Source organism: Actinoplanes sp. NPDC023714 (assembly GCF_040639855.1).
GTDB lineage: Bacteria > Actinomycetota > Actinomycetes > Mycobacteriales > Micromonosporaceae > Actinoplanes.
Genome location: NZ_JBFAAR010000003.1, coordinates 768,071 through 788,613, shown reverse-complemented (window position 1 = coordinate 788,613; position 20,543 = coordinate 768,071). Strand labels below are relative to the sequence as shown.

The window sequence follows — 20,543 nt, the reverse complement described above, 5'->3', positions numbered from 1 at the left end:
GCGTGCTAGAAAGCATGCGGATTCGTCTTCCTCAATCTAGTTTTACTTGCGCTCAGGAAAGTTTTCGGCGATTCCGCAGTAACTTACAACGGGGGATGGTGCAATTGAATACGCGTGCGCGGACTCGTTCCGCTGCGATGATGGCTGCCCTGATGCTGGTGCCCGGCGTGCTCGCGCCGGTGTGGGCGCCGAGCCCCGCGTGGGCTTCCGGCACGGTCTCCGCCCAGTCCTTCGACCAGGCCGCGGAGGACCTCATCTACGTGCGCTACCTGGCCGGTTACGACCCGCGCGCCCTCGTGCGCACGGCGGCCTGGAACGCGCTGGCGCCCGCGAAGCCGGAGCAGGTGCCCGCCCTGGTGGCCCGGTTCCTCAGCTCCGGGCTGCCGTACGCGGTCGGCCGCGCCGAGCAGCTCGCCGCGCGCAACGCCGACTTCGCCCGGCGGGTCCTGGCCACGCACACCGCCGAGTACGCCCCGGAGGTGCACGCGGCCGCCCAGTTCGCGCTCGCCAACGGGACCTCGGCGCTCGAGGCGTTCGCCCGTACCGGATATGCCGCTGCCATGCAGCGGGACCGCACCGCCCGGGAAGCCGCAGGTGAGCAGGCCGCCGCGCTGTTGCAGAGCGACCGGGAGTACGTCGCCCACCTGCGCGACCACGACCCGGGCCCGCAGGTCCGGGCCGCCGCCGGGCTGGCGCTGCGGGCCGAGGCCACCGACGCCGACCTGGTGGAGTTCTACGCCTACGACTGGGCGGCCGCCGCCGCGGTGGACCTCACCACGCTGAAGACGCAGTGCATCAACGGCGACATGAAGTGGCGGGCCGCCGTGAAGACGCTGCTGCCGGCCGCGATCGCCGCCCAGGAGGCCGCGAACAAGGCCGAGGGCGAGGCGAAGGCGCTGGCCAAGGAGCAGGCCCTGCGCGCCTGGAAGAAGGTCACGGCCGAGGCCTCGCCGGCGAAGTCCACCTGGGAGAGCGCCGCCGAGGTGGCGCATCTGCAGGCGGAGAACTGGGCCGCGGTGGCGCAGGCCGCCGCCGAGTCCGCCGACAATCCGAATTGGGAATCCATCGGCAACAGCGCCCAGGCCAACGCGCAGCAATGGGCGACCGAGCAGACCAACGCCGCCGGGCAGGCCGCGTACTGGACGAACCTCTACGAGCAGGCTCTGGCCGGCGAACTCGCCATGCAGCCCTGACCTTTTATTTCCCTCCCGGTCACCCATTATTCGGGTGGCCGGGCGCTGACGCATGGGCAGGATCAGATGAGAATACGAGCATTTCTGATATCGGCACTGGCCGCCGTGGTGGCCGTCGCCGGATTGCACGCGCCACCGGCCACCGCCGCTCCCGCACCGGCCGCCGAGGATCAGCTGCCGTCGATCCCGGTGCCGCCGCTGGTGACCGAGGAGTGGAACGGCAGCACCGGCGTGAACGCCAGCAACGAGCGCTGGGTGAAGTCGATCTCGGACCTGGCGAAGCTGACCGAGGAGCCGGAGGTCCGTGACGCGGCGCTGAAGATTTTGGCGACCGGTGATGCGGCGGCGATCCGGCAGTGGGCGCTCACGCAGATGCCGGTGATCTCCAAGCAGGTCAGTGACCGGAAGGCGAAGGAGGCGACGGAGCGGCTCGCCAAGGTCAAGAGCCTGTTGGGTACGGGGATACCGAACGGCTACTTCAACGCCGAGGCGCAGCGGGTCTACAAGGGCAGCGACTGGGACCGGGTGTTGTTCCTGGCCTATGGCGCCGACATCGCCCGGGCCCGTGACCAAGCCAAGATCGACGACGGGCGGGAGCGGGCCGCGCAGTTGCGCGAGCGGTTGCGGGTGTTCGCCGCCGCCGCGGCGCAGGGTTCGCAGGTCCGGGCCGCCGCCGAGCTGGCGTTGTCCGGGGACGATGCCGCGGTCGAGGCGTATTTCAAGTCCGGGTACGCGGTGGCGGCGCAGGCGGACGCGGCGGCGCGGGAGCGGTATCTGGCCGATCTGGAGGAGCGGAACAGGGCCGCCGAGCAGCTGAGCGATCTGGCGAAGCGGGCGGAGCGGGCGAACCAGGCCCGGGTCCAGATCATGGTGGCGCACGGCGCCGGCGTGCGCGCGCTGCAGCGCTCGGCGAACGCGATGGCGGGTGCCGCGAACGCGGCCCGGCACAGTCAGCGGGTTCTGGCCGGGTCGGGCACGACCGCGAGCAAGGCCGGTGACCTGAACCTGGCCAAGCAGCAGATCGCCAACGACCTGGAGGACGCTCAGCAGGCCGTTCAGGACGCGCAGGCCGCCTCCGCGTCCGCCCGGACGGCGGTGCAGGTGCTGGAGGAGACCGGCCTGACCTATGGGGTGGAGTGGGCGGCGATGGCCGTCGGGATGAGCGAGGCCGCCACCGCGGCGGCCGGCGCCATCACGACCGCGGGTCATGCGGTCGACGCGACCATCGCGACGAACGCGGCGCAGGACGCGGAGGCGAAGGCCAAGGCGCACGCGCAGCTGGCCCTCGATTGGAAGAACCACGCGGCCGAGCACGCGCTCGCGGCGGCGAAGCTGGCGGCGGCGGCGAAGAAGCAGGCCGACGCCGCGAAGACGGCGGCGGCGCGCACGAAGACCGCGAAGGAGCAGGCGCAGGCGGCCGAGGCCAAGGCGTGGGCCGAGGCGGAGAAGGTCCGCCAGCAGAAGCTGATCGCGCAGGCGCAGGCCGCCGAGGCGGAACGGCAGCGGAAGATCGCCGAGACGGAGCGCGCCGAGGCGGAACGCAAGCGTGCCGAGGCCGAGGAGCAGGCGAACATCGCCCGCAAAGCCCGCGCCGAGGCCGACGCGCAGTCAGCGATCGCCGACCAGGCACGCTCCAGGGCACAGGACGCCGAGGACGGCGCCAGTGCCGCCGACGAGCGGGCTTGGGAGCAGGAACGTATCGCGCGGCAAGCGCGCGACGACGCGATGGCGGCCGAGCGCGAGGAGCAGACCGCCAAGGCCCGGGCCCAGGCGATGCGCGCGGCCGCGGCCTCCGCGGCCACCGACGAGGAGAAGCGGGAGGCCCAGGAGCAGGCCGACGAGGCCGACCGGCAAGCGGGTATCGCCGGAAGCGCAGCTCGATCGGCACGCTCGCAGGCGAACATCGCCACCGGCGCCGCCGCGAACGCCCGGGCGGCCGCAACACAGGCGCAGGACGCCGCCGACCGCGCCTGGGCCGCCGCCGAGAAGTCGCGGGCGGCCGCCGCTGCCGCGGACTCGGCAGCCGACAAGGCCGAGGCGGGTGCCCGAGCCACGCATGCGGCCCGGGTCCGCGCCGACGCGAAGGCCGCCGAGGCGACCGCACAGCAGACCAAGGCCGCGGAGGCCGCGAACGCGGCCCAGCGTCTCAGCGGGCAGGCCGCCGAGCAGGCGGTCCGTGCGCTGTGGGCGGCCGACCGGACCAAGGCCGAGGCCGAGGGCGCCCGCAACGAGGCGGTCGCCGCGAGCGAGCAGGCCGAATCCGCGGTCCGGTCCGCGGCCGCGGCGGCGCAGTCGTCGGCCGGCATCGCCGCGCCGGCGAACACCGCGATCGGCATGGTCAGCCCGTTCACCGGCACCGACATCGACGCCGACTTCGTGGCCCAGGTCGCCGCCCAGGCCGAGGTGATCGGCACCGAGCAGGCCGAATCCGCGCAGGCCCGGGCCGCCGAAGCGCTCGAAGCGGCCCGGGCCGCCGACACCGCCGCCCAGAACGCCGACAGCCAGGTCCGCCCGGCGTATCTCTCGGCAGCCGCAGCGGCACGCTCCGCGGCGGAGGCCGCGGAATCGGCCGCCCAGGCTCGCACGTCGGCGGCGCAGGCCGCCGCCGACGGGGCCGCCGCACGCGCCGCCGCAGCCAGTGCGGGACGCGCCGACGCGCAGGCGCGCGCCGACGCCGCCGCCGCCCGGCAGGCCGCCAACGAGGCGGCGAACGACGCGGCGATCGCTGGACGGACCGCCCAGGAGGCGCAGAACGCGGCCAACCAGGCGAGCCAGGCGGCCAGCGCTGCCGAGGCCGACGCCGCGGCGGCTCGCGGCGCCGCGGACCGGGCCGAGGCCGATGCCGCCATGGCACGCACGGCGGCCGACAACGCTCAGCGTCACGCCGACAGCGCGGCCACCGCGGCCACCAACGCGCTGCAGCACGCCGTCGACGCGCAGAAGGCCGCGGACCGGGCCGAGGAGGCCGAACGCGAGCGTGCCGCGCAGGAACTCGCCGACGCGGCCGCCGACCTCCCGCCGGACGCCACCGAACAGGAGCTGTGGGAGTACCTGACGCCGGAGGAGGCCGAGCAGCTCCGTCAAGCCGAGGCCGAGGCGGGACTGAGCATCCTCGACTTCATCAAGGCCGAGGCCGAGGACCTCTTCTGGGAGCTTTCCGGCGTCGGTGACCTGGTCTCCTGCATTCGTGACGGCAATGTCGTCGCGTGTCTGTGGAGCCTGGCCGGCCTGCTCGGCGGCATCAAAGCGGTCCGGGCCGGCTACAAGATCGCCAAGCTGGTTCCCAAGTTGATCAAATTCCTCGACCGGGTCAAGGATGCGAAGAAGCGCCGGGACGCACTGCGCGAGCTGGCCCGGAAGAAGAAAAAGAAGAAGGACCGCGAGGACTCGTGCACGCTGAGCGCTCGCAAGAACAGCTTCCTGCCCGGCACACCGGTCCTGTTGCCCGGCGGAGCCACCAAGGCCATCGAGGACCTGCGCGTCGGCGACCTCGTGATGGCCACCGACCCGGCCACCGGTCTCACCATCGCCAAGCCGGTCACCGCGACCATCGACGGCGACGGTGAGAAGAAGCTCGTCGACGTCACGATCGACACCGACGGCGACCGCGGCGACGCGACGGCGACCGTCACCGCCACCCACAACCACCCGTTCTGGGTCCCCGCGCTCGCGCAATGGGTGGACGCCGAACGGCTCGCCGCGAAGCAGAAGCTGCGGACGAGCACCGGCGACCTGGCGGAGATCACCGCGGTGCGGCACCGCAAGGAAAGCACCGAGGTTCACAACCTCACCGTCGCCGACATCCACACGTACTACGTGATGGCCGCCGGCACGCCCGTCCTGGTGCACAACGACGACGAGGAACCGTGCGAATGCGCGAAGCCGCGGGATAAGCGCTACAAGTACTCACCGATCACCAACAAGCGCGTCGTCGGCGCGACGGGGACCATCTGTCCCGACGATCTCAAGCCGGCGAACGCAGCCCGCGAGGACATCTCCAGAGTTCCTGTCGTTGACTTCCCCGACCCGAACCCGAAGGATGCTGACGGTAATCCCACGTGGAACAAGACGCACATCATCGGCGACAAATTCAACGGCCACCCGGTCACCGAGAATTTGTTCAAGGGATACGCGAAGATGAACACGAGTGGGATGAAGCGCTGTGAGTACATCATGATCAAGGCGCTCAAGAGGAAGGAGGTCGTCACCTACACCGGGACGCTGACGTACAGGTCACCGACCGACCTCGAGCCGTCCGGGATCCAGATGACCGCATCGTCGGACAAGAGCGGCAAGCTCTTCGACCAGTGGGTGGAGAACAAGAACGTGCGAAGCACGGAGTGCAAATGACAGTGGCCGATCTGGAGCGTGTGGCCCCCGCGTTTCTCCCCCACCGCTCGGAGACCGTTCGCCCGGTCGACTGGGATCTCGTGCAGGAACGCCTCGGGATCATCTTTCCGGCGGATTACCGGGAGTACACCAGCCACTACCCTCCCTTGCTGATCGACGACTTCCTCGTCATTCTCGGGCCGGCCCCGGGCCAGGAGGAGGGTTACCTCGAGGCGACACTCGAGCGGCTGGACGAGTTGCGCGGCCTGGCCGAGGACGACATGACGGAGGACTACACGTTCCATCCGGAGGCCGGTGGCCTGTTCCCCTGGGGCAGTTCCAGCGAAGGGGACCTGTTCTTCTGGCGGACGACCGGCTCTGACCCCGACAAGTGGCCCACCGTGGTCTACACGTCGAACTTCGACTGGTGGGAGCACGACGGTGGAGCGCTGTCGCTGGTGGTCGGTCTGATCGACCAGTCGGTCCCGCATGCGGGCCTGCCGCCCCAGCCGCGACCGAACCCGACAGTGAAGTGAGATGAATGCCGGCGGGCGACGGGTGACCGCGCCCGCCGGCTTCCCGCGACCATGGGGGGACGCGGCGGGAGATCGGCCACGGTTGGAGCGGACCCTCGCCGCGTGGCGGCCGCCGGCTCTCCACGTCATCGGTACTGCGGCCGGGCATCGGTGACTGCCCGGATGACTGAGCATTTCCCGATCCTCCCGAAGCCGCGTTTCGCCCTGACACGGCTCGGCTCGCCGGCGGGCACTCCCCCGGAGATCGCGAGGGTTCTCGCGGAGGTCGGCATTCCCAAGAGCATGATCGGGTACGAATATCTGGCGCTCCCCGAGGCCGAGATCCTCGATGCCGGGAGGCTGATCGCTTTCGGTACGTGCGGGGCGTTCGGCCGGGTCGCCATCGACGCCGGCACGGGCCGGATCGTGCACGTCCCCACGGCGGAGGCCACGGCCGCGAGCGGGGTGAACAGCGATCTCGCCGCCTTCACCCGATGCGTCGCGGCGGTCGTCGGCCGGTTCCCGTTCTACGAGGAGGACGCCGGCCCCGAGGAGTGCGCCCGCGTCGCCGGCGAGATCCGTGACCTGATCAGTGCCATCGACGACGGCGGATACGCGGACGACGGGTTCTGGGGCGTCTTCGGCGAGGACGTCGCCGAGGGGTACTACTGCGACTGGGACGATCCGCGGAGTTGACCGGTCAGGTTGTCGACAGACCGGCACGGACCACCGGTTTCGCGCGCACGCTTATCAGACATGGACCCGGGATGGGGGGTACCGCACCGGCTCGTCACCCTCGACGGGCCGACAGCACACGCGGCGTGGGACATTCCGTACGGGGACTCCGTCGTCGGACGGGATAGTCCGGCCGGGCTCGTCACGGACAGCTCGGTCAGCCGGAGGCACGTTCTCGTGTCCCGGCACGGTGATCAGGTGGCGCTGCGCGACATCGGTTCCACCAACGGCACCTGGGTCAATGAGGAGCGGCTGTGGGCCGAGCCACGGCCGCTCCGCCCCGGCGACACGGTGCAGCTCGGGCACGTCCGGCTCCGCTACGACACCCCGGCGCCTCACCACCAGCAGCAGCCGCAGCCGCCGATGCGGTTCGGCGACGTGCACGGGCCGGTGAACGCCGGGGCCGGCAGCCAATACGTGGCCGGCCGCGACCAGCACATCGGCGACCGTTCACCTACACCAACGACTACGACGCCTCGGACGAGATGTTCCAGGGCCGGGGTTTCGGCCGCTTCCTGATGATCTTCGGGACACTGCTGGCGCTCGGCGGCTTCGCGCTGATCGGCTACTTCTTCATGATCGCGTTCGGCTCGTCGATCGACGACCCGGTGGGGCGGGATCCGATGGCCGCCGAGCTGCTGGGCGTGCCGATCATCCCGGTCGGCGCGGGTGCGTTCCTGCTCGGCGGCGTCCTGGCCGGCATCGGCGGCGGCATGTCCAAGGCGGCCCGCAAACGCGAGGAACGCAGAGGCGGGACATGAGCAAGGCGGCCCGCAAACGCGAGGAACGCAGAGGCGGGAGATGAGCGGGGCAGCCCGCGAACGCGAGGAACGCAGAGGCGGGACATGAGCACGTTCGGCAACGTCAACGGGCCGGTCAACACCGGTTCGGGCAACCAGTTCGTCGCGGGCCGCGACCAGTACGTGGCCGGCCGCGACCAGCACGTCGGCGGCGCCTCGCCGCAGCTCACCCAGGAGATCGGGCGCCTGCGCGAGGCCCTGGACGAGCTCCGCCTCACCGGCGCCGAGCGCAAACAGGCCGAGGCCCACCTGGATGAGGCCGAGCGCGCCCTGCCCGACCGGGCCGCCGCGGGCTCCCACCTGCAGCGGTTCGCCGAGGGACTGCGGGACGCCGGCGCCCTCGCCACGGCCGGAACCGCGCTGGCCACCTCACTGCGCGCGCTGGGCGCGCTCGTCGGACTGCCTCTCCTCTGAGAAAACCGCTCTTGTGGCGCGTGTCACCATCTCCTTACCATTCAGTAACTTCGATGTATCAGCACCCCAGGAGATGCACATGCGCTCAATGACGATGCGCGTCCTGGCCGCCGCCGCGACTGCGACGCTCCTGGTCACCACCGTCCCGACCACCGCGCACGCCGCGCCGGGCCTCCGCGAAGTCCTCCTCGTGGGGAACAACTGGGAGGGCACCGCCGACGTCATCAACCCCAGCGGCGACTACGCCCCGATCCGGCGGGTGAACATCGTGCCGGACAGGGCGCAACGACTCGCCGAGATCTATCTGAATCCGATCAGGCTGGTCTACTACCTCGGCATCCAGCAGGGTCCCGGCGAGGGGCACGACCAGCTCGTCGACGACCTCTACGCCACCCCGGACGGCACCGCGATCGTCGCTTCCCGGCCCAGCTTCGCCGACGTCGTCTCGATCGACCTGGCGACCGGCGCGGTCCGCTGGCGCTTCCCGGTGTCCGGGTACCGCGCCGACCACATGGCCGTCTCCCCGGACGGCACGACCGTCGCGGTGTCGGCGTCCACCTCGAACACCGTGCACGTCCTCGACATCACCACCGGCCGGCAGCTCGGCTCGTTCGCGACCGGCGACAAGCCGCACGAGAACGTCTACACCGACGGTGGGCGCTATCTGTGGAACATGTCGATCGGCAACGTCGAGACCGACCTGGACGCGCCGATCTGGGACTGGACCAAGGGCGACCGGCACATCACCGTGGTCGACACGGCCACGTTCCAGACCGTGAAGACGATCGACATGCGCTCGCGCCTGAACGCTTTCGGTCGCAAGGATCTGTCCAACGCGGTGCGGCCGGCCGTCTTCAGCCCGGACTTCGGCACGCTCTACTTCCAGGTCTCGTTCTTCAACGGGCTGATCGAGTACGACGTCGCGACCGACAGGATCACCCGGGTGAAGACTCTGCCGAAGAACGCGGGGACCAGCGACGACCGCACCACGTTCGTCAACGACTCGCGGCATCACGGCCTGTCGATGAGCCCCGACGGCGGACGGCTCTGCGTCGCCGGGACCATGGACGACTACGCCACGATCGTGGACCGGGCGGCGCTGCGGGAGGGGCCGCTCGTCACGGCGTCGAAGCCCTACTGGGCGACGGTGAGCGGGGACGGCCGCGACTGCGTCATCTCGGAGAGCGGCGCCGATCAGGTCACCGCGATCAGTTTCGCCACCGGCCGCAAGGTCGTCTCGGTCCCGGTCGGCGACCATCCGCAACGCGTCCGGATCGCGCGCATAGCGGCCTAGAAAATCGCTGGGCTCCTCTCCCGGCGGACGGTATTTTCGACGACATGAACGTCAGCATGCGTCCGGCGACCGCGCGAGCTACCGGCTCCACGGTCGCCGCCGCCTGACCTTCTCCTTCCTTCGCCGGCGACCGGAAACGGACTCGCCGGCGAATTGCTGTCCTCTGCGTCGCCGCATGCTCCCTTTCCGGTCGCTTTCTTCAAACCGGAAAGGCCCTTCTCATGTACGTCGAAACAACCGTGCGGACGTTCGTCGACTTCTATCGGGACCGTTCCCACCTCGTGGTCCCGGACGGTTCGCTGATTCCGCCACCGGGCGATCCGGTGCTGTTCACGACGTCCGGCATGCACCCGCTCACCCCCTATCTGGAGGGCCGCCCGCACCCGCTCGGGCGCCGGCTCGTCAACGTGCAGCGCTGCCTGCGCACCACCGACCTGGACGAGGTCGGCGACGACACCCATCTGACCGTCTTCCAGATGCTTGGATCGTGGTCGCTCGGCGACTACCCCGGCACGCAGAGCCTGACCTGGGGATACGAGCTGCTCCGGGACGGGTTCGGGCTCGGCTCCGACCGTCTGCACGTGACGGTCTTCGGCGGTTCGGACGTCGACCGGGTGGGCCCCGACCTCGAATCGCTCCGGGTTTGGGAGCGGCTCGGCGTACCCATCGAAATGACGACGGACGAGAACTGGTGGTCGAACGGGCCCACCGGACCCTGCGGGCCGGATTCGGAGATCTTCGTGTGGACCGGCGAGGGGCCGCCGCGCGGGACGCCCACCAGCGACGACGGCTGGACCGAGGTGTGGAATCACGTGATGATGCGCTACCGGCGGCTCGGCGACGGGACGCTGGTGCCGGTCACGCCCGAGTCGATCGACACCGGGATGGGGCTCGAGCGGATGCTGACCGTGCTGCAGGGGAAGCGGTCGGTGTTCGAGACCGACGTCTTCGAGCCGTGGATGACGTCGATCCCCCGGCTGTGGCCGCTGGACGAGCGAACCCTGCGCATCGTCGTCGACCACCTGCGGTCGAGCATCGTGGTGATCGGCGACGGGGTGCGGCCGTCGAACACGCTGCGCGGCTACGTGCTGCGCCGCCTCGTCCGGCGGGTGCTGACGATGCTGTGGCGCGATGATCCGGATCGGACGCTGGGCGATCTCCCGGAGTCGCTGATCGAGCACACGACCGACCATTTCCGGCTCTCCTCCTCGCCCCGGGAGATCCTGCTGGGCGAGGAACGGCGGTTCCGCGACCTGCTGCGGCGCGGCCGGTCGGTGCTGTCCCGGCGTCGATCGACCGGGCCGCTGACCGATGACGACTACCGGCAGCTGCACGAGACGCACGGGGTGCCGAGGGAGCTGGTCGACCTGATCCTCTGACGTCAGTCGTCGAGCGGGGCGGCGAACCTCGGCCGGCGCCGGGCTGTGCTGAAGGACGCCGATCGGGCCGAGCCGTTCGGCGGCGGCGGCGAGTGCCCCGCCGAGAGCCGGCTTCCTCCGGGCCTGCCAAGATGATCACATGTCCGACCCACCGATCGCCGTCTTCGACGTGGACGGGGTGGTGGCGGACGTCCGTCACCGGTTGCCGCACATCGCGCGCCGGCCGAAGAACTGGGCGGCGTTCTTCGCGGCGGCCGGCCGGGACACGCCGCTCGAGGTGGGCGTCGACCTGGTCCACGAGTATGCGGCCGGCCACCGCCTGGTGTGGCTGACCGGCCGCCCCGAACGGCTGCGGCGGGTCACCGCACGGTGGTTCGAGGAGCACGGGCTGCCCGCCGGCACCCTGCTGATGCGCCCGGACCACGACCGCAGGCCGGCGCGCGACTACAAGCACGGCCGGCTGCGGACGCTGTCCCGCGAGGGGACGATCGCCGTGGTCGTCGACGACGACCCGTCGGTGGTGAAGCTGCTGAAGGCCGAGGGCTTCCCGGTCCGGCTCGCCGACTGGGTTCCCCATGCGCGGTCGTTGCGGGATGCGCAGGAGCGCGACGGCCGTACCTGAAAGGGTTTCGCCGTTTCATCGTGGCGGCATCAGCTCGCCGGCAGCGGGAAGGGGTTCCAGACGTCGGCGGGCGGCGGCTTCCGCTCGGCGGTCAGGTGCCGGCGGAGGGCGGCCAGGCCGGGGTGCCGGTTGTCGGTGCGGAACAGCAGGGCGTGCGGGTAGACCGGGGTGGGGCCGGTGATCGAGAGGCGGCGCAGATCGTGGGCGGCCGGCCAGACGTACCGATCGCTGGTCCCGATCAAGGTGGCGAGCTCGGCGGAATCCGCGAGCGCGTCCATCATGGCCTCGGTGCCGAAATTGGGGCCGATGCGGTCGATGCTCAGGCCGAAGGTGGCGGCGAGCTCGCGGTAGTAGGCCTCCCACTCGCTGCCCGGCTTGATGCCGGGAATCCAGATGCGGTGCCCGGTCAGATCGGCAAGGCGCAGATTCCGTACGCGGGTGAGCGGATGCCGGGGGCCGGTGAGCAGCTGCAACGGGTCAGCGAGGAGGGGCAGGGCGGTGATGCCCTCGGGCAATGCCGACGGCACGGCCCGGAACGTCGCGTCGATCTCGCCGGCCAGCAGCGCCCCGGCGGCGGTGGTCACGGTGCCGCCGGGCAGGGCCATCACGTCGAGGTCGACGTCCGGGTGCGCCGCATAGAACGCGCGCATCGCCTGGGCCGGGGCGATCCGCAGGTTCAGGACGTCGACGCGCAGGGCACGCTCCCCCGGGCGCACCGAGGCGGCGGCCCGCTCGACGGCGCGGAGCAGCTCGCGGGCGTGCGGCAGGAATGCGCGGCCGTCCAGGGTGAGACCGGCGCCGCGGGCGAGCAGCCGCGCGTCGAGGGCGTGCTCCAGTTTGGCGATCCGCTTCGAGACCGCCTGCTGGGTGATGTGCAGGTCGTCGGCCGCGTCCTGGAACCGACCGGTGTCGGCGACCGCCACGAACGTGCGTACGGCTTCGATGTCCACAACGGGTGGTTGTACCACGCCGATCGTGCGGTTGTTGGACCGCTGCTCAGCCTTCCTGATCGAATCCTTCGCCATGGGCAGAGCATTCCATTGGTTGTGGATCGCGTTCGCGGCGTCGACGGCCGGGACGTGGCTGGGGTCGGGGCGTTCCCGCTGATCGCCGTTCAGGTGCTCGGCGCCGGGCCGGCCGCGGTGTCGGCGCTCGCGGCCGCCGGACTCGCTGTGGGCGCGGTGCTCGCGCTGCCGCTGGGACCGTGGCTGGAGCATCGCCGGCGCCGGCCCGTCATGATCGCGGCCGACGTGGTGCGGGGCGGGGCGCTGCTCAGCGTGCCGCTGCTGCACGGGTTCGGCGTGCTCACCTATGCGCAGCTGGTGGCCGTGTCGGTGGTCGGGGCGGCGGCGAACATCGCGTTCACGGTGGCGAGCGGCGCCTTCCTGAAGCAGGTCGTCGGGCCGGATCGGCTGCTGCGGGCCAACGCCCGGTTCGAGTCGACGGCGTGGACGGCCATCGCGCTCGGGCCGACCCTCGGCGGCGCGGCGGTGAGCGCGTTCGGGCCGGTCGTGACCGTCTGCGCGAACGCGGCCGGTTTCCTGCTGTCCGGCCTCGCGATAGCGGCGATCCGGGTGCGGGAGACGAGACCCGCACCCGCCGCATCCGCCGCACCCATCGCCGCGCGGTCGAGCCCCGCGGCCCCGGCCGCATCCGCCGGCGGCGGGCGGCTCCGCGCGGCGGCCCCGGCCTCGTCCACCGGCGGCGGGCGGCTCCGCGCGGCGGCCCTGGCCGACGGGTGGCGGTTCATCGGGGCCGATGACCGGCTGCGCGGGCTCTTCCGGAACACGATCGCCGTCAACGCCCTGATCATGGCGACCGAGCCGCTCCTGGCCGTGCTGCTGCTCGGCGAGCTCGGCTGGCCGGCCTGGCAGTACGGTCTCGCCTTCGGCCTGCCGTGCGTCGGCGGGTTCGCCGGGGCGCAGCTCGCCCGGCGGCTCGAGAGGCGGCACGGCCGGGACCGGGTGCTGCTGGTGGCCGGGGTGCTGCGGGTCGTCGCTCCGATCGGGCTGGTCTTCGCCGCCCCGGGCGTGAAGGGTCTGTTCCTGGTCGTCGTGGTGGAGCTCGCGGTGATCACGTGCATGGGCGTGTTCAATCCGCTGCTCGCCACCGAGCGGCTGCAGCGCGTGCCGGACGAGCGGATCGGGCGGGTGCTGACCGCCTGGTCGGTGACGAACGCGGCGGCGATCGCCGGGGTGACCGCGCTGTGGGGCGCGCTCGCGGCCGTCACCGGGACGCGGGCCGCCATCGGGATCGCCGGGGCTCTGCTCCTCCTCACCCCGCTGCTGCTGGCCCGGGCCCGGACCGTTGCGGCGGTGTGATCTCATGTGCCATGACCGAGGTACGCGCCGTCGAGGCGCTCTGCGACGAATTCCGGCAGAAGGCCGCGGCGGGCGACCGCGTCGATCTCTGGGTGCCGGAGAGGTTGACGATCGGCGGCGCGCCCGAACCGGTGGACGCGACCGGCCTCGGCATGGCCCTCATCGTCGACACCGCGCTGTCGCTGGGTTTCATGCCGGACGGATTCACGCCTGGAGACGGAGGTCGCACATACCACTACCAGGCGGGCTGACCACCTTCTCATCGACGCGGCTGCCGTGGCATTGCACGCTCAGGATCAGACACGACCGGATCTCGTCGTCGTCGACGAAGAGCGTGCACGCGCCGCACGTCCCGTCGTCGCAATCGGCGCGGCCACGCAGCATCTCGGCGAGCGTCGCATGCGGTTCGACGTCGTATTCGCGCCGTTCCCCATTGACCGTTACCGTCACCCGCATCACCGGTCACACCCTCTCGCGCGCCTGGCTGAGTGCCCGCCGCGCCTGCCGTCTGATCGCGCGGCGGTCACCGGTGGTGACGTCCACTTCCGCCGCCGCCTCGGCCGCCGCGGTGATCGCCGCGTCCGAGCAGGGGCCGCCCAGCAGCACGTTCTCGGCGGCCCGGGCCCGTACCGGACAGGGTCCCGCGTTGACCAGGCCGATCGCCGCCGCGGTGATCAGCCCGTCCGTCACGGTGATCGCGGCCATCGCAGCGGCCTGCGGATAGATGGTGGTCCGGCGGTCCTCGGCATAGCCGGTGCCGGTGCCGCCGGGCAGCAGCGGCAGCCGCACCTCGACGAGCAGCTCGTCCGGCCGGCGCACGGTGCCGTAGGGCCCGGTGAAGAACTCCCCGGCCGCGACGGTCCGGCGCCCGCGCAGGCCGGCAAGGACCAGTTGGGCACCGAGCGTGACGGCGACGACCGGCCATTCCGCGGCCGGATGGGCGTAGGCGAGGCTGCCCAGCATCGTGCCGCGCGCCCGGATCGGCGGATGCCCGATGTGCTGCACGACGACCCGCATCAATTCGCCGAGCGGCCCGGCGACCTTCTCCGACTCGAACGTCCGGTGCCGGACCAGCGGCCCGATCCGGAGGAATCCGCCGTTCTCGATAAGAGTGTCGAATGCGGTCACCCGGTTGATGTCGACGATTCGCGGCGGACAATGTTCCCGCCGCCGCACATCGATGATCAGGCTCTGGCCGCCGGCGAGCACCGACGTCTCCCCGTCCGACAAGGCCTCCAGCACATCGCCCTCGTCACGCGCGGCAAGGTATTGCATCGACCCTCCACCCTCTTTTGGGCAGACTGCATACCCGTTCGCCGGCCGTTCAATGTGGATAAAGGCTTTTACACCCGATCGAGGTCCGTCAAACCCGATCGAGGAATGGTTTCACCCGGGCGGTGGGCGTCAGCAGTGTGACGCTCGACCCGTCGGCGAACGACAGCGTCAGACGCCCGCCCCGCTCCGAGGCCGTCGCGAGCTTCTCCCGGGGGCATTCCCACCGCGGCCGCCATTTCCCGAACCGCCGCGCCAGCACCATCAGCCGCCGATCGGTGAGAGCGAGAATCCGCGGTTCGCTGACGAGCCGGACATGCGCCTCCAGATCAAAGGCGAGACCCTCCGGCGTACGAACGAAATCCCGTTGCCGCCGCCGGAACCGGAACGGCGAGACCGCGGCCCGGGTCAGCTCGAACGTCGTGTTCTCCTCGGCGCGGCTGACCCAGACGGCGGCCTGAAAACCCTCCCCGTCCCGCAGGTGCGCCCGCACCCACTCGCTGTTCATCGCTTCCACCCCACCAGTCGATCACGGCATCCCGCGGCCGCCGCCACCGGTACGCGGGATGCCGGTGGTGAGCTCGTCGCCAGTGTGCTCCGGCCGTACGGAAGCTGGGGCTCCTGCTCCTGATCGCGGGTCGTCCGGGTGGTGGTGTCCAGGGTGATCACGGGCCCGGGAACGTGACGAGTCGCTCTACTGCTGGATCTGCCTCTGAGACGTCAGCCACTCGTCGAACGTCACGACGCCGCGCGGACCGCCCGCGGCCGGCAGCACGCCGCCCGCGCTCGTCCCGCCGGGGATGTGGACGGGCAGGACCGGACGGCGGCGTATCAGGCCCGCGGCCATCAGCCTGCGGGCCATGCCGGCCAGCGTCTCCACCCGCGGACCGGCCAGGTCGGGCGCCATCCCCCGCGGCTCGCCGAGGACGATCTCGGCGAGCTCCTCGGCCACCTCGCGGACCGCGATCGGCTGCCCCGGCCCGGACGGCACGATCGCGATCGGGCCGGGGATGCGGGCGAGCAGCTGGCCGGGGAACTCGTGGAACTGCGTCGCCCGCTGGATCGTCCACGGCACCGCGCCGGCCCGCACGATCTCCTCCTGCCGCAGCTTGCCCGCGTAGTACGGGCTCTTCACCCGGTCGATGCCGACGATCGACAGGCTGACCAGGTGCCGCACCCCAGCCTTGCGCGCCGCGTCGGCCAGGTTCCGGCCGGCCCGCTCGAAGAAGTCCACCGACACCGACCTGCTCATCGTCGTGACATTGCTGGCGTCGACGATCGCGTCGGCGCCGGTCAGCGCGTCGTCGAGGCCGGTGCCGGTCAGCAGGTCGACGCCGGCGCCGCGGGACAGCGTGACGGTCTCCTGCCCGCGCGCCCGCAACGCCTCCACGATCATCCGTCCGGCCACGCCGGTGCCACCCGCTACCGCGATTCTCATCATCGAGTCCTCTCTCTCACCAGCAAAGGACGAGACGGGTACGAAGAATGTGACACGGGTTCAGGGGTATCCCGCGCCACGCGCCGACCTGGACCTGGCCGAGGCACTGCTGCTGCGCAACGTGGCCGCCGCCGCGGAGACGCGGTAGTTCCGCTCAGCCGTCACAGGCGACCCCGTCACCGTCTCGGTCCAGGCCCGGCGGTATCCGGGGCGGTGAGGAAGCCGGCCGGATCCGGGGCGGTGAGGAAGCCGGCGGCGTGGTGCAGCAGGTCGGCCGGGCCGGTGAACCAGAGCGCGTCGGCGCCGGCGGTCAGCTGGAGGCGGGCCCGGGACAGGTGGGCGGCCAGGTAGGAGGCGTGGCCGGCGTCCACGTTGAGGCAGTTGCGCCGATGCAGGATCAGCGTCGGAGCGGTGACGGCGGGCAGGCGGTGGCGCAGATCGGTGCCGGTGGCGACGGTACGGATCGCGATGGCCACCGCCGGGCTCGCCCCGCGCCGGCCGAGGCGGTTCCACCACTGCCGGAATTGTTCGTCGGCGGCGACGCTCGGCGCGGCGTGGGCCACCGAGTCCACGCCCTGCCCCGGGTCGGCGGGCGCCACCGTGTCGCGGATCAGCGTCTCGGTGGTGGCGGCGTCCAGACCGTACGGATAGTCGGCGCTCCTCGTGTAGCGCGCGAAACACTGTGCGAGCACGAGTGAGCGCACCCGGTCCGGGTGGCGGGCCGCGAACTCGAGCGCGACCAGGCCGGTGTCGAAGTTGGCGAACAGGTCGGCGCGGCCGACGTCCAGGGCGTCGAGGACGCGGCGCACGTCGCCGACCCACTGATCCAGCGGCGGCCGGTGCTGGTCGAGCGGGCCGGACAGGCCGATCCCGGAACGGTCGAGGCAGACGACGGCGCGGTGGCCGGCGAGGGTGTGCAGGGCCGTGCGGGCGTGCGGCTCGTCGAGGAGGCCGTCGATCGTGAGCATTCCCGGGTTGAGGACGAGCAGGTCACGGCCCTCATGGGAGAGCCGGGTGTAGGCGGTCACGCCGGCATAGCGCACCGACGCGGCGGCGGGTGCGGTGGCAGTGGCGGGTGCGGTGGCGGTGGCGGTGGCGGGTGCGGTGGCGGTGGCGGCAGGCGCGGTGGGTGCGGCCGGTGGCGGCGCGGCCCGGAGCACCTCGGCCTGGGCGGCCTGGAGGTCGCCGGACGGGTCGAGGCCCAGTTCGACCAGGGCGGATCGGGCGGTGGCCGCGGCGCGCAGGGCCTCGGTCTGGCGTCCGGCCCGGTGCAGGGCGCGCACGTAGTGCACCCACAGCGGCTCGTCGAGCGGGTCCGCGGCGGTCAGCTGCTCGAGTTCGCCGAGCGCCGACGCCGGGTCGCTGCCCGCGGCCACGGCGCCGAGATGTTCCTGGACGAGCAGACGCCGTTCCTGGCGCCAGCCCTGCCGCAGAGCCGCCGCGGCGACCGTGTCCGGGAGCTCGGGGTCACCCCGCCACATCGCGCGGGCCTCGGCCAGGACGGTCGCGGCGGCGTCCGGGCCGCCGGCGGCCATGAGGTCGCGGGCTCGGGTGCGGGCCGCCAGGACGAGGCCCACGTCGGTGTGCCCGGGCGGGAGAGCGAGGCGGTAGGCGTCCCGGCCGACACGTTCGACGGCGTCCGAGGCTCGCATGGCCGCGCGGATCCGGGACAGGTGGGCGCGGACCGTCTTGACGGCCGAGGGTGGCGGGTCGTCCCAGAGGAGGCGGGCGAGTTCGTCGAGGCCCACCGCGGACGGCGCCCGGACGGTGAGGACGGTGAGCAGCTCCCGGGCCTTGCGCTCGAGGCGCACGCCCCCGCCGCCGGAGGCGCCGGCCAGGGCGGAGGCGCCGGCGGCGGCAGAGGTGGGGACGCCGCCGGGGTCGTGGACGCCGGCGGTTCCGAGGACCCGCACGAACACGGTGACCACGGTATGACCCGGCCACCACATCCCGAGCACATCCGGATCCGGCGGGGCGGCGCCTAGCTTCGGGCCCATGAGAGTGCGAAGTCCTGTGGAACTGGAGCACCGCTTCGACGGTCCGGTCTTCCGGCCCGGCTCGGCGGGGTACGACGAACATCGGCTCGGATGGAACCGGACGGTGGAGGCGCGGCCGTCGGTCGTGGTCGCGGCCGCGTCGGCGGGCGACGTGCGCGCCGCGGTGCTGGCCGCCCGCGAGCACGATCTGGCCCTGGCGGTTCAGGCGACCGGGCACGGCGGGGTCGTTCCGGCCGAGGGCGGTCTGCTGCTCAAGACGACAGCCCTCGACGAGGTCTCCATCGATCCCGGACGCGGGGTGGCCCGGGTCGGGCCGGGTGCGGTGTGGGCGGACGTGAACCGCGCGGCGGCCCGCTACGGGCTGGCCGGACTCGCGGGGCGGTGCAGCACGGTCGGTGTGACCGGGTACACGCTCGGCGGCGGCCAGTCCTGGCTGTCCCGGACGTTCGGGTTCGCCGCCGACAGCGTGGTCAGCGCCGACGTCGTGACCGCGGACGGCGTGCCGGTCACCGCGAGCGCGCGGGAGCATCCCGATCTGTTCTGGGCGCTGCGGGGCGGCGGCGGCAACTTCGGGATCGTCACGTCGCTGGAGTTCCGGCTGTATCCGGTGCCGCGCGTCTGGTCCGGCATGTCCTTCCATCCGGTGGAACGCGCCTACGACACCCTGGCCGCCTATCGGGAGTGGGCGCCCGGCGAGCCCCGGGCCATGAACACCGCGATTCTGCTGCTCCGCCTGCCACCGAGCGGCAGACGGGTCCTGGCGATCAGGGCGTTCCATCACGGCGACGACGGCCGACGAGTCCTCGCCCCGCTGCTGGAGGCGGCCGGGCCACCGTTGCACGACGGGTTCGGGGTGCGGCCTTTCCCGGCCGCGAGCGACGCCGCCAACGGCCCGGACGCGCCGCCGATGGCCTGCCGCCAGGAGATCGAGATGATGCGCGACCTGCCCGACGAGGTGCTGCGGGCGGTCGTCGAGGCGGGCGCCGAGGATTCGCCGCTCGCGTTCGTCGACGTCCGGCACTGGGGTGGCGCCATGGCCGAACCCGGTCCGGACGCCGGGCCGGCCGGCCACCGCGACGTGCCGTACTCGGTCCTGGCCGTGGGACCCCAACACGCCGGCGACGCGGCCCTCGATCGGCTGACCGGGCGGCTGCGCCCGCACGCGACCGGCGGCTCCTTCCTGTCCCTGCTCACCGACCACACCCGGACCCGCTCGGCGTTCACCCCGGCCAACCACGCCCGGCTCGCCGCGATCAAGAGCGTCTGGGATCCCGCGAACGTCTTCCACCTCGGCCACCACATCCCACCGGCCACCGATCGAAAGGTTCCGTCATGACCCGCATCCTCGTCACCGGCGCGACCGGCGCCGTCGGCGCCCGCGTCGTCCGCGAACTACAGGCCCGCCAGGCGGACGTCCGCGCCTTCGTCCGCGACCCCGGCAAGATGTCGGGCGTCGAGACCGCCGCCGGCGACTTCGACGATCCGGCCTCGCTGCGGCGCGCCCTCGACGGCGTCGACCGGGTGTATCTCTGCGCCGCCGACGGTCCCCGCAAGGTCGCGCACGAGACCGCCGTCATCGACGCGGCCGCGGCGGCCGGTGTCGAGCGGATCGTCAAGCTGTCCGCCATGCACGCCGATCCGGATTCAGCGCTGCCGCCGTTCCGCTGGCACGGCACGATCGAGGAGCATCTCCGCGGGTCGGGGGTGCCCGCGGTGATCCTGCGGCCGGCGTACTTCATGACCAACCTGCTCATGGTCGCCGGGGGCATCGCGCACACGGGCGTGCTGCCGGCGCCCACGGCGGGCCGGGGCGTCGCGATGATCGACGTCCGGGATGTCGCCGCCGTCGCCGCGGTCACCCTGCTCGATGAGGGGCACCCCGGTCATGCGTACGAGCTGACGGGCCCCACGCCGGTCACGTTCGCCCAGGTGGCGGCGGCGCTGTCGGCCGCGACCGGGCGTACCGTCACCTCGCTGGACCTGACCGCCGAGCAGGCGCGGCCCCGGTTCGCCGGCGCGGGCCTCCCGGACTGGCTGGCCGCCCACCTGGCCGGCGTCTTCGCTCTCATCCGGGACGGCGGGTTCGAGCGCACCACCGGCCACGTCCCGGCGATCACCGGCCGTCCGGCGCGCGACATCACCGGATTCGCCGGCGACTTCGCGGCGGCGTTCACGCCCCCCGCCGAGGTGGCCGTGTGAGGTTCCGGTCCCCGTACCCATGAAAGAAGGTCTCT

General features: G+C 72.1%; 20 protein-coding genes. 14 read left to right on the top strand and 6 right to left on the bottom strand.

The annotated features are described in order from the left end of the window. The first annotated feature begins 140 nt into the window (after window positions 1–140). From AB0G10_RS18965 to AB0G10_RS18920, 10 genes are all read left to right on the top strand, one after another. The gene (locus tag AB0G10_RS18965) at window positions 141–1,193 is read left to right on the top strand and encodes a hypothetical protein (RefSeq protein ID WP_360922823.1); all 1,053 of its coding nucleotides are present in this window, start codon (window positions 141–143) and stop codon (window positions 1,191–1,193) included. A 66-nt stretch (window positions 1,194–1,259) separates the two neighbouring features. Next, a complete protein-coding gene (locus AB0G10_RS18960; RefSeq protein ID WP_360922820.1) occupies window positions 1,260–5,543 on the top strand; it encodes a polymorphic toxin-type HINT domain-containing protein in 4,284 nt (1,427 codons plus the stop codon). Window positions 5,544–5,545: 2 nt separating this feature from the next. After that, on the top strand, window positions 5,546–6,058 hold the full coding sequence (locus AB0G10_RS18955; RefSeq protein WP_360922817.1) for a hypothetical protein: 513 nt from the start codon (window positions 5,546–5,548) through the stop codon (window positions 6,056–6,058). A gap of 162 nt (window positions 6,059–6,220) precedes the next feature. Continuing rightward, window positions 6,221–6,733: an SUKH-4 family immunity protein gene (locus AB0G10_RS18950; protein WP_360922814.1), complete on the top strand. Its 513-nt coding sequence runs from the start codon at window positions 6,221–6,223 to the stop codon at window positions 6,731–6,733. 60 nt (window positions 6,734–6,793) lie between these two features. Continuing rightward, a complete protein-coding gene (locus AB0G10_RS18945) occupies window positions 6,794–7,291 on the top strand; it encodes an FHA domain-containing protein (RefSeq protein ID WP_360922811.1) in 498 nt (165 codons plus the stop codon). Further along, window positions 7,291–7,533 (top strand): hypothetical protein, encoded by a 243-nt coding sequence (locus tag AB0G10_RS18940; protein WP_360922809.1) that lies wholly within the window; start codon window positions 7,291–7,293, stop codon window positions 7,531–7,533. The genes AB0G10_RS18945 and AB0G10_RS18940 overlap by 1 nt, the downstream gene beginning before the upstream one ends. A gap of 84 nt (window positions 7,534–7,617) precedes the next feature. Continuing rightward, window positions 7,618–7,986, top strand: a complete 369-nt coding sequence (locus AB0G10_RS18935; protein WP_360922806.1) for a hypothetical protein — start codon at window positions 7,618–7,620, stop codon at window positions 7,984–7,986. A gap of 79 nt (window positions 7,987–8,065) precedes the next feature. After that, complete coding sequence (locus AB0G10_RS18930) at window positions 8,066–9,280, top strand: YncE family protein (protein WP_360922803.1); 1,215 nt, start codon at window positions 8,066–8,068, stop codon at window positions 9,278–9,280. 221 nt (window positions 9,281–9,501) lie between these two features. After that, window positions 9,502–10,659 (top strand): alanine--tRNA ligase-related protein, encoded by a 1,158-nt coding sequence (locus tag AB0G10_RS18925; RefSeq protein WP_360922800.1) that lies wholly within the window; start codon window positions 9,502–9,504, stop codon window positions 10,657–10,659. Window positions 10,660–10,798: 139 nt separating this feature from the next. Next, window positions 10,799–11,281: a hypothetical protein gene (locus tag AB0G10_RS18920; RefSeq protein ID WP_360922797.1), complete on the top strand. Its 483-nt coding sequence runs from the start codon at window positions 10,799–10,801 to the stop codon at window positions 11,279–11,281. 29 nt (window positions 11,282–11,310) lie between these two features. Here AB0G10_RS18920 and AB0G10_RS18915 read toward each other — a convergent pair whose 3' ends face one another. After that, window positions 11,311–12,231, bottom strand: coding sequence for a LysR family transcriptional regulator (locus AB0G10_RS18915; RefSeq protein WP_360922794.1), 921 nt, complete (start codon window positions 12,229–12,231; stop codon window positions 11,311–11,313). 96 nt (window positions 12,232–12,327) lie between these two features. On the opposite strand from AB0G10_RS18915, the gene AB0G10_RS18910 reads away from it, so the two are divergent. Both AB0G10_RS18910 and AB0G10_RS18905 read left to right on the top strand, forming a co-directional pair. Continuing rightward, complete coding sequence (locus tag AB0G10_RS18910) at window positions 12,328–13,602, top strand: MFS transporter (protein WP_360922791.1); 1,275 nt, start codon at window positions 12,328–12,330, stop codon at window positions 13,600–13,602. Between the two features lie 11 nt (window positions 13,603–13,613). Next, complete coding sequence (locus AB0G10_RS18905) at window positions 13,614–13,853, top strand: hypothetical protein (protein ID WP_360922788.1); 240 nt, start codon at window positions 13,614–13,616, stop codon at window positions 13,851–13,853. Here AB0G10_RS18905 and AB0G10_RS18900 read toward each other — a convergent pair. From AB0G10_RS18900 to AB0G10_RS18880, 5 genes are all read right to left on the bottom strand, one after another. Next, a complete protein-coding gene (locus AB0G10_RS18900) occupies window positions 13,807–14,058 on the bottom strand; it encodes a 2Fe-2S iron-sulfur cluster-binding protein (RefSeq protein WP_360923068.1) in 252 nt (83 codons plus the stop codon). The two genes, AB0G10_RS18905 and AB0G10_RS18900, sit on opposite strands and share 47 nt — an antisense overlap. A gap of 6 nt (window positions 14,059–14,064) precedes the next feature. Continuing rightward, complete coding sequence (locus tag AB0G10_RS18895; protein ID WP_360922785.1) at window positions 14,065–14,877, bottom strand: FAD binding domain-containing protein; 813 nt, start codon at window positions 14,875–14,877, stop codon at window positions 14,065–14,067. Between the two features lie 88 nt (window positions 14,878–14,965). Beyond that, window positions 14,966–15,382: a hypothetical protein gene (locus AB0G10_RS18890; protein WP_360922782.1), complete on the bottom strand. Its 417-nt coding sequence runs from the start codon at window positions 15,380–15,382 to the stop codon at window positions 14,966–14,968. 186 nt (window positions 15,383–15,568) lie between these two features. Next, a complete protein-coding gene (locus AB0G10_RS18885) occupies window positions 15,569–16,312 on the bottom strand; it encodes an NAD(P)H-binding protein (RefSeq protein WP_360922780.1) in 744 nt (247 codons plus the stop codon). 176 nt (window positions 16,313–16,488) lie between these two features. Continuing rightward, on the bottom strand, window positions 16,489–18,231 hold the full coding sequence (locus AB0G10_RS18880; RefSeq protein ID WP_360922777.1) for a BTAD domain-containing putative transcriptional regulator: 1,743 nt from the start codon (window positions 18,229–18,231) through the stop codon (window positions 16,489–16,491). Window positions 18,232–18,307: 76 nt separating this feature from the next. On the opposite strand from AB0G10_RS18880, the gene AB0G10_RS18875 reads away from it, so the two are divergent. Next, window positions 18,308–19,645 carry an FAD-binding oxidoreductase gene (locus AB0G10_RS18875; RefSeq protein ID WP_360922774.1) on the top strand — a complete coding sequence of 446 codons (1,338 nt, stop codon included), beginning with the start codon at window positions 18,308–18,310 and terminating at the stop codon, window positions 19,643–19,645. After that, window positions 19,642–20,508 carry an NmrA family NAD(P)-binding protein gene (locus AB0G10_RS18870; protein WP_360922771.1) on the top strand — a complete coding sequence of 289 codons (867 nt, stop codon included), beginning with the start codon at window positions 19,642–19,644 and terminating at the stop codon, window positions 20,506–20,508. Before AB0G10_RS18875 ends, AB0G10_RS18870 begins: the two co-directional genes overlap by 4 nt. Window positions 20,509–20,543 lie beyond the last annotated feature (35 nt).

Coding starts and splice junctions, on each gene's coding strand:
- AB0G10_RS18965 (WP_360922823.1), top strand. CDS start 141: ATGGCTGCCCTGATGCTGGTGCCCGGCGTGCTCGCGCCGGTGTGGGCG.
- AB0G10_RS18960 (WP_360922820.1), top strand. CDS start 1,260: ATGAGAATACGAGCATTTCTGATATCGGCACTGGCCGCCGTGGTGGCC.
- AB0G10_RS18950 (WP_360922814.1), top strand. CDS start 6,221: ATGACTGAGCATTTCCCGATCCTCCCGAAGCCGCGTTTCGCCCTGACA.
- AB0G10_RS18945 (WP_360922811.1), top strand. CDS start 6,794: ATGGACCCGGGATGGGGGGTACCGCACCGGCTCGTCACCCTCGACGGG.
- AB0G10_RS18940 (WP_360922809.1), top strand. CDS start 7,291: ATGATCTTCGGGACACTGCTGGCGCTCGGCGGCTTCGCGCTGATCGGC.
- AB0G10_RS18935 (WP_360922806.1), top strand. CDS start 7,618: ATGAGCACGTTCGGCAACGTCAACGGGCCGGTCAACACCGGTTCGGGC.
- AB0G10_RS18930 (WP_360922803.1), top strand. CDS start 8,066: ATGCGCTCAATGACGATGCGCGTCCTGGCCGCCGCCGCGACTGCGACG.
- AB0G10_RS18925 (WP_360922800.1), top strand. CDS start 9,502: ATGTACGTCGAAACAACCGTGCGGACGTTCGTCGACTTCTATCGGGAC.
- AB0G10_RS18920 (WP_360922797.1), top strand. CDS start 10,799: ATGTCCGACCCACCGATCGCCGTCTTCGACGTGGACGGGGTGGTGGCG.
- AB0G10_RS18905 (WP_360922788.1), top strand. CDS start 13,614: ATGACCGAGGTACGCGCCGTCGAGGCGCTCTGCGACGAATTCCGGCAG.
- AB0G10_RS18900 (WP_360923068.1), bottom strand. CDS start 14,058: ATGCGGGTGACGGTAACGGTCAATGGGGAACGGCGCGAATACGACGTC.
- AB0G10_RS18895 (WP_360922785.1), bottom strand. CDS start 14,877: ATGCAATACCTTGCCGCGCGTGACGAGGGCGATGTGCTGGAGGCCTTG.
- AB0G10_RS18890 (WP_360922782.1), bottom strand. CDS start 15,382: ATGAACAGCGAGTGGGTGCGGGCGCACCTGCGGGACGGGGAGGGTTTT.
- AB0G10_RS18885 (WP_360922780.1), bottom strand. CDS start 16,312: ATGAGAATCGCGGTAGCGGGTGGCACCGGCGTGGCCGGACGGATGATC.
- AB0G10_RS18875 (WP_360922774.1), top strand. CDS start 18,308: ATGAGAGTGCGAAGTCCTGTGGAACTGGAGCACCGCTTCGACGGTCCG.
- AB0G10_RS18870 (WP_360922771.1), top strand. CDS start 19,642: ATGACCCGCATCCTCGTCACCGGCGCGACCGGCGCCGTCGGCGCCCGC.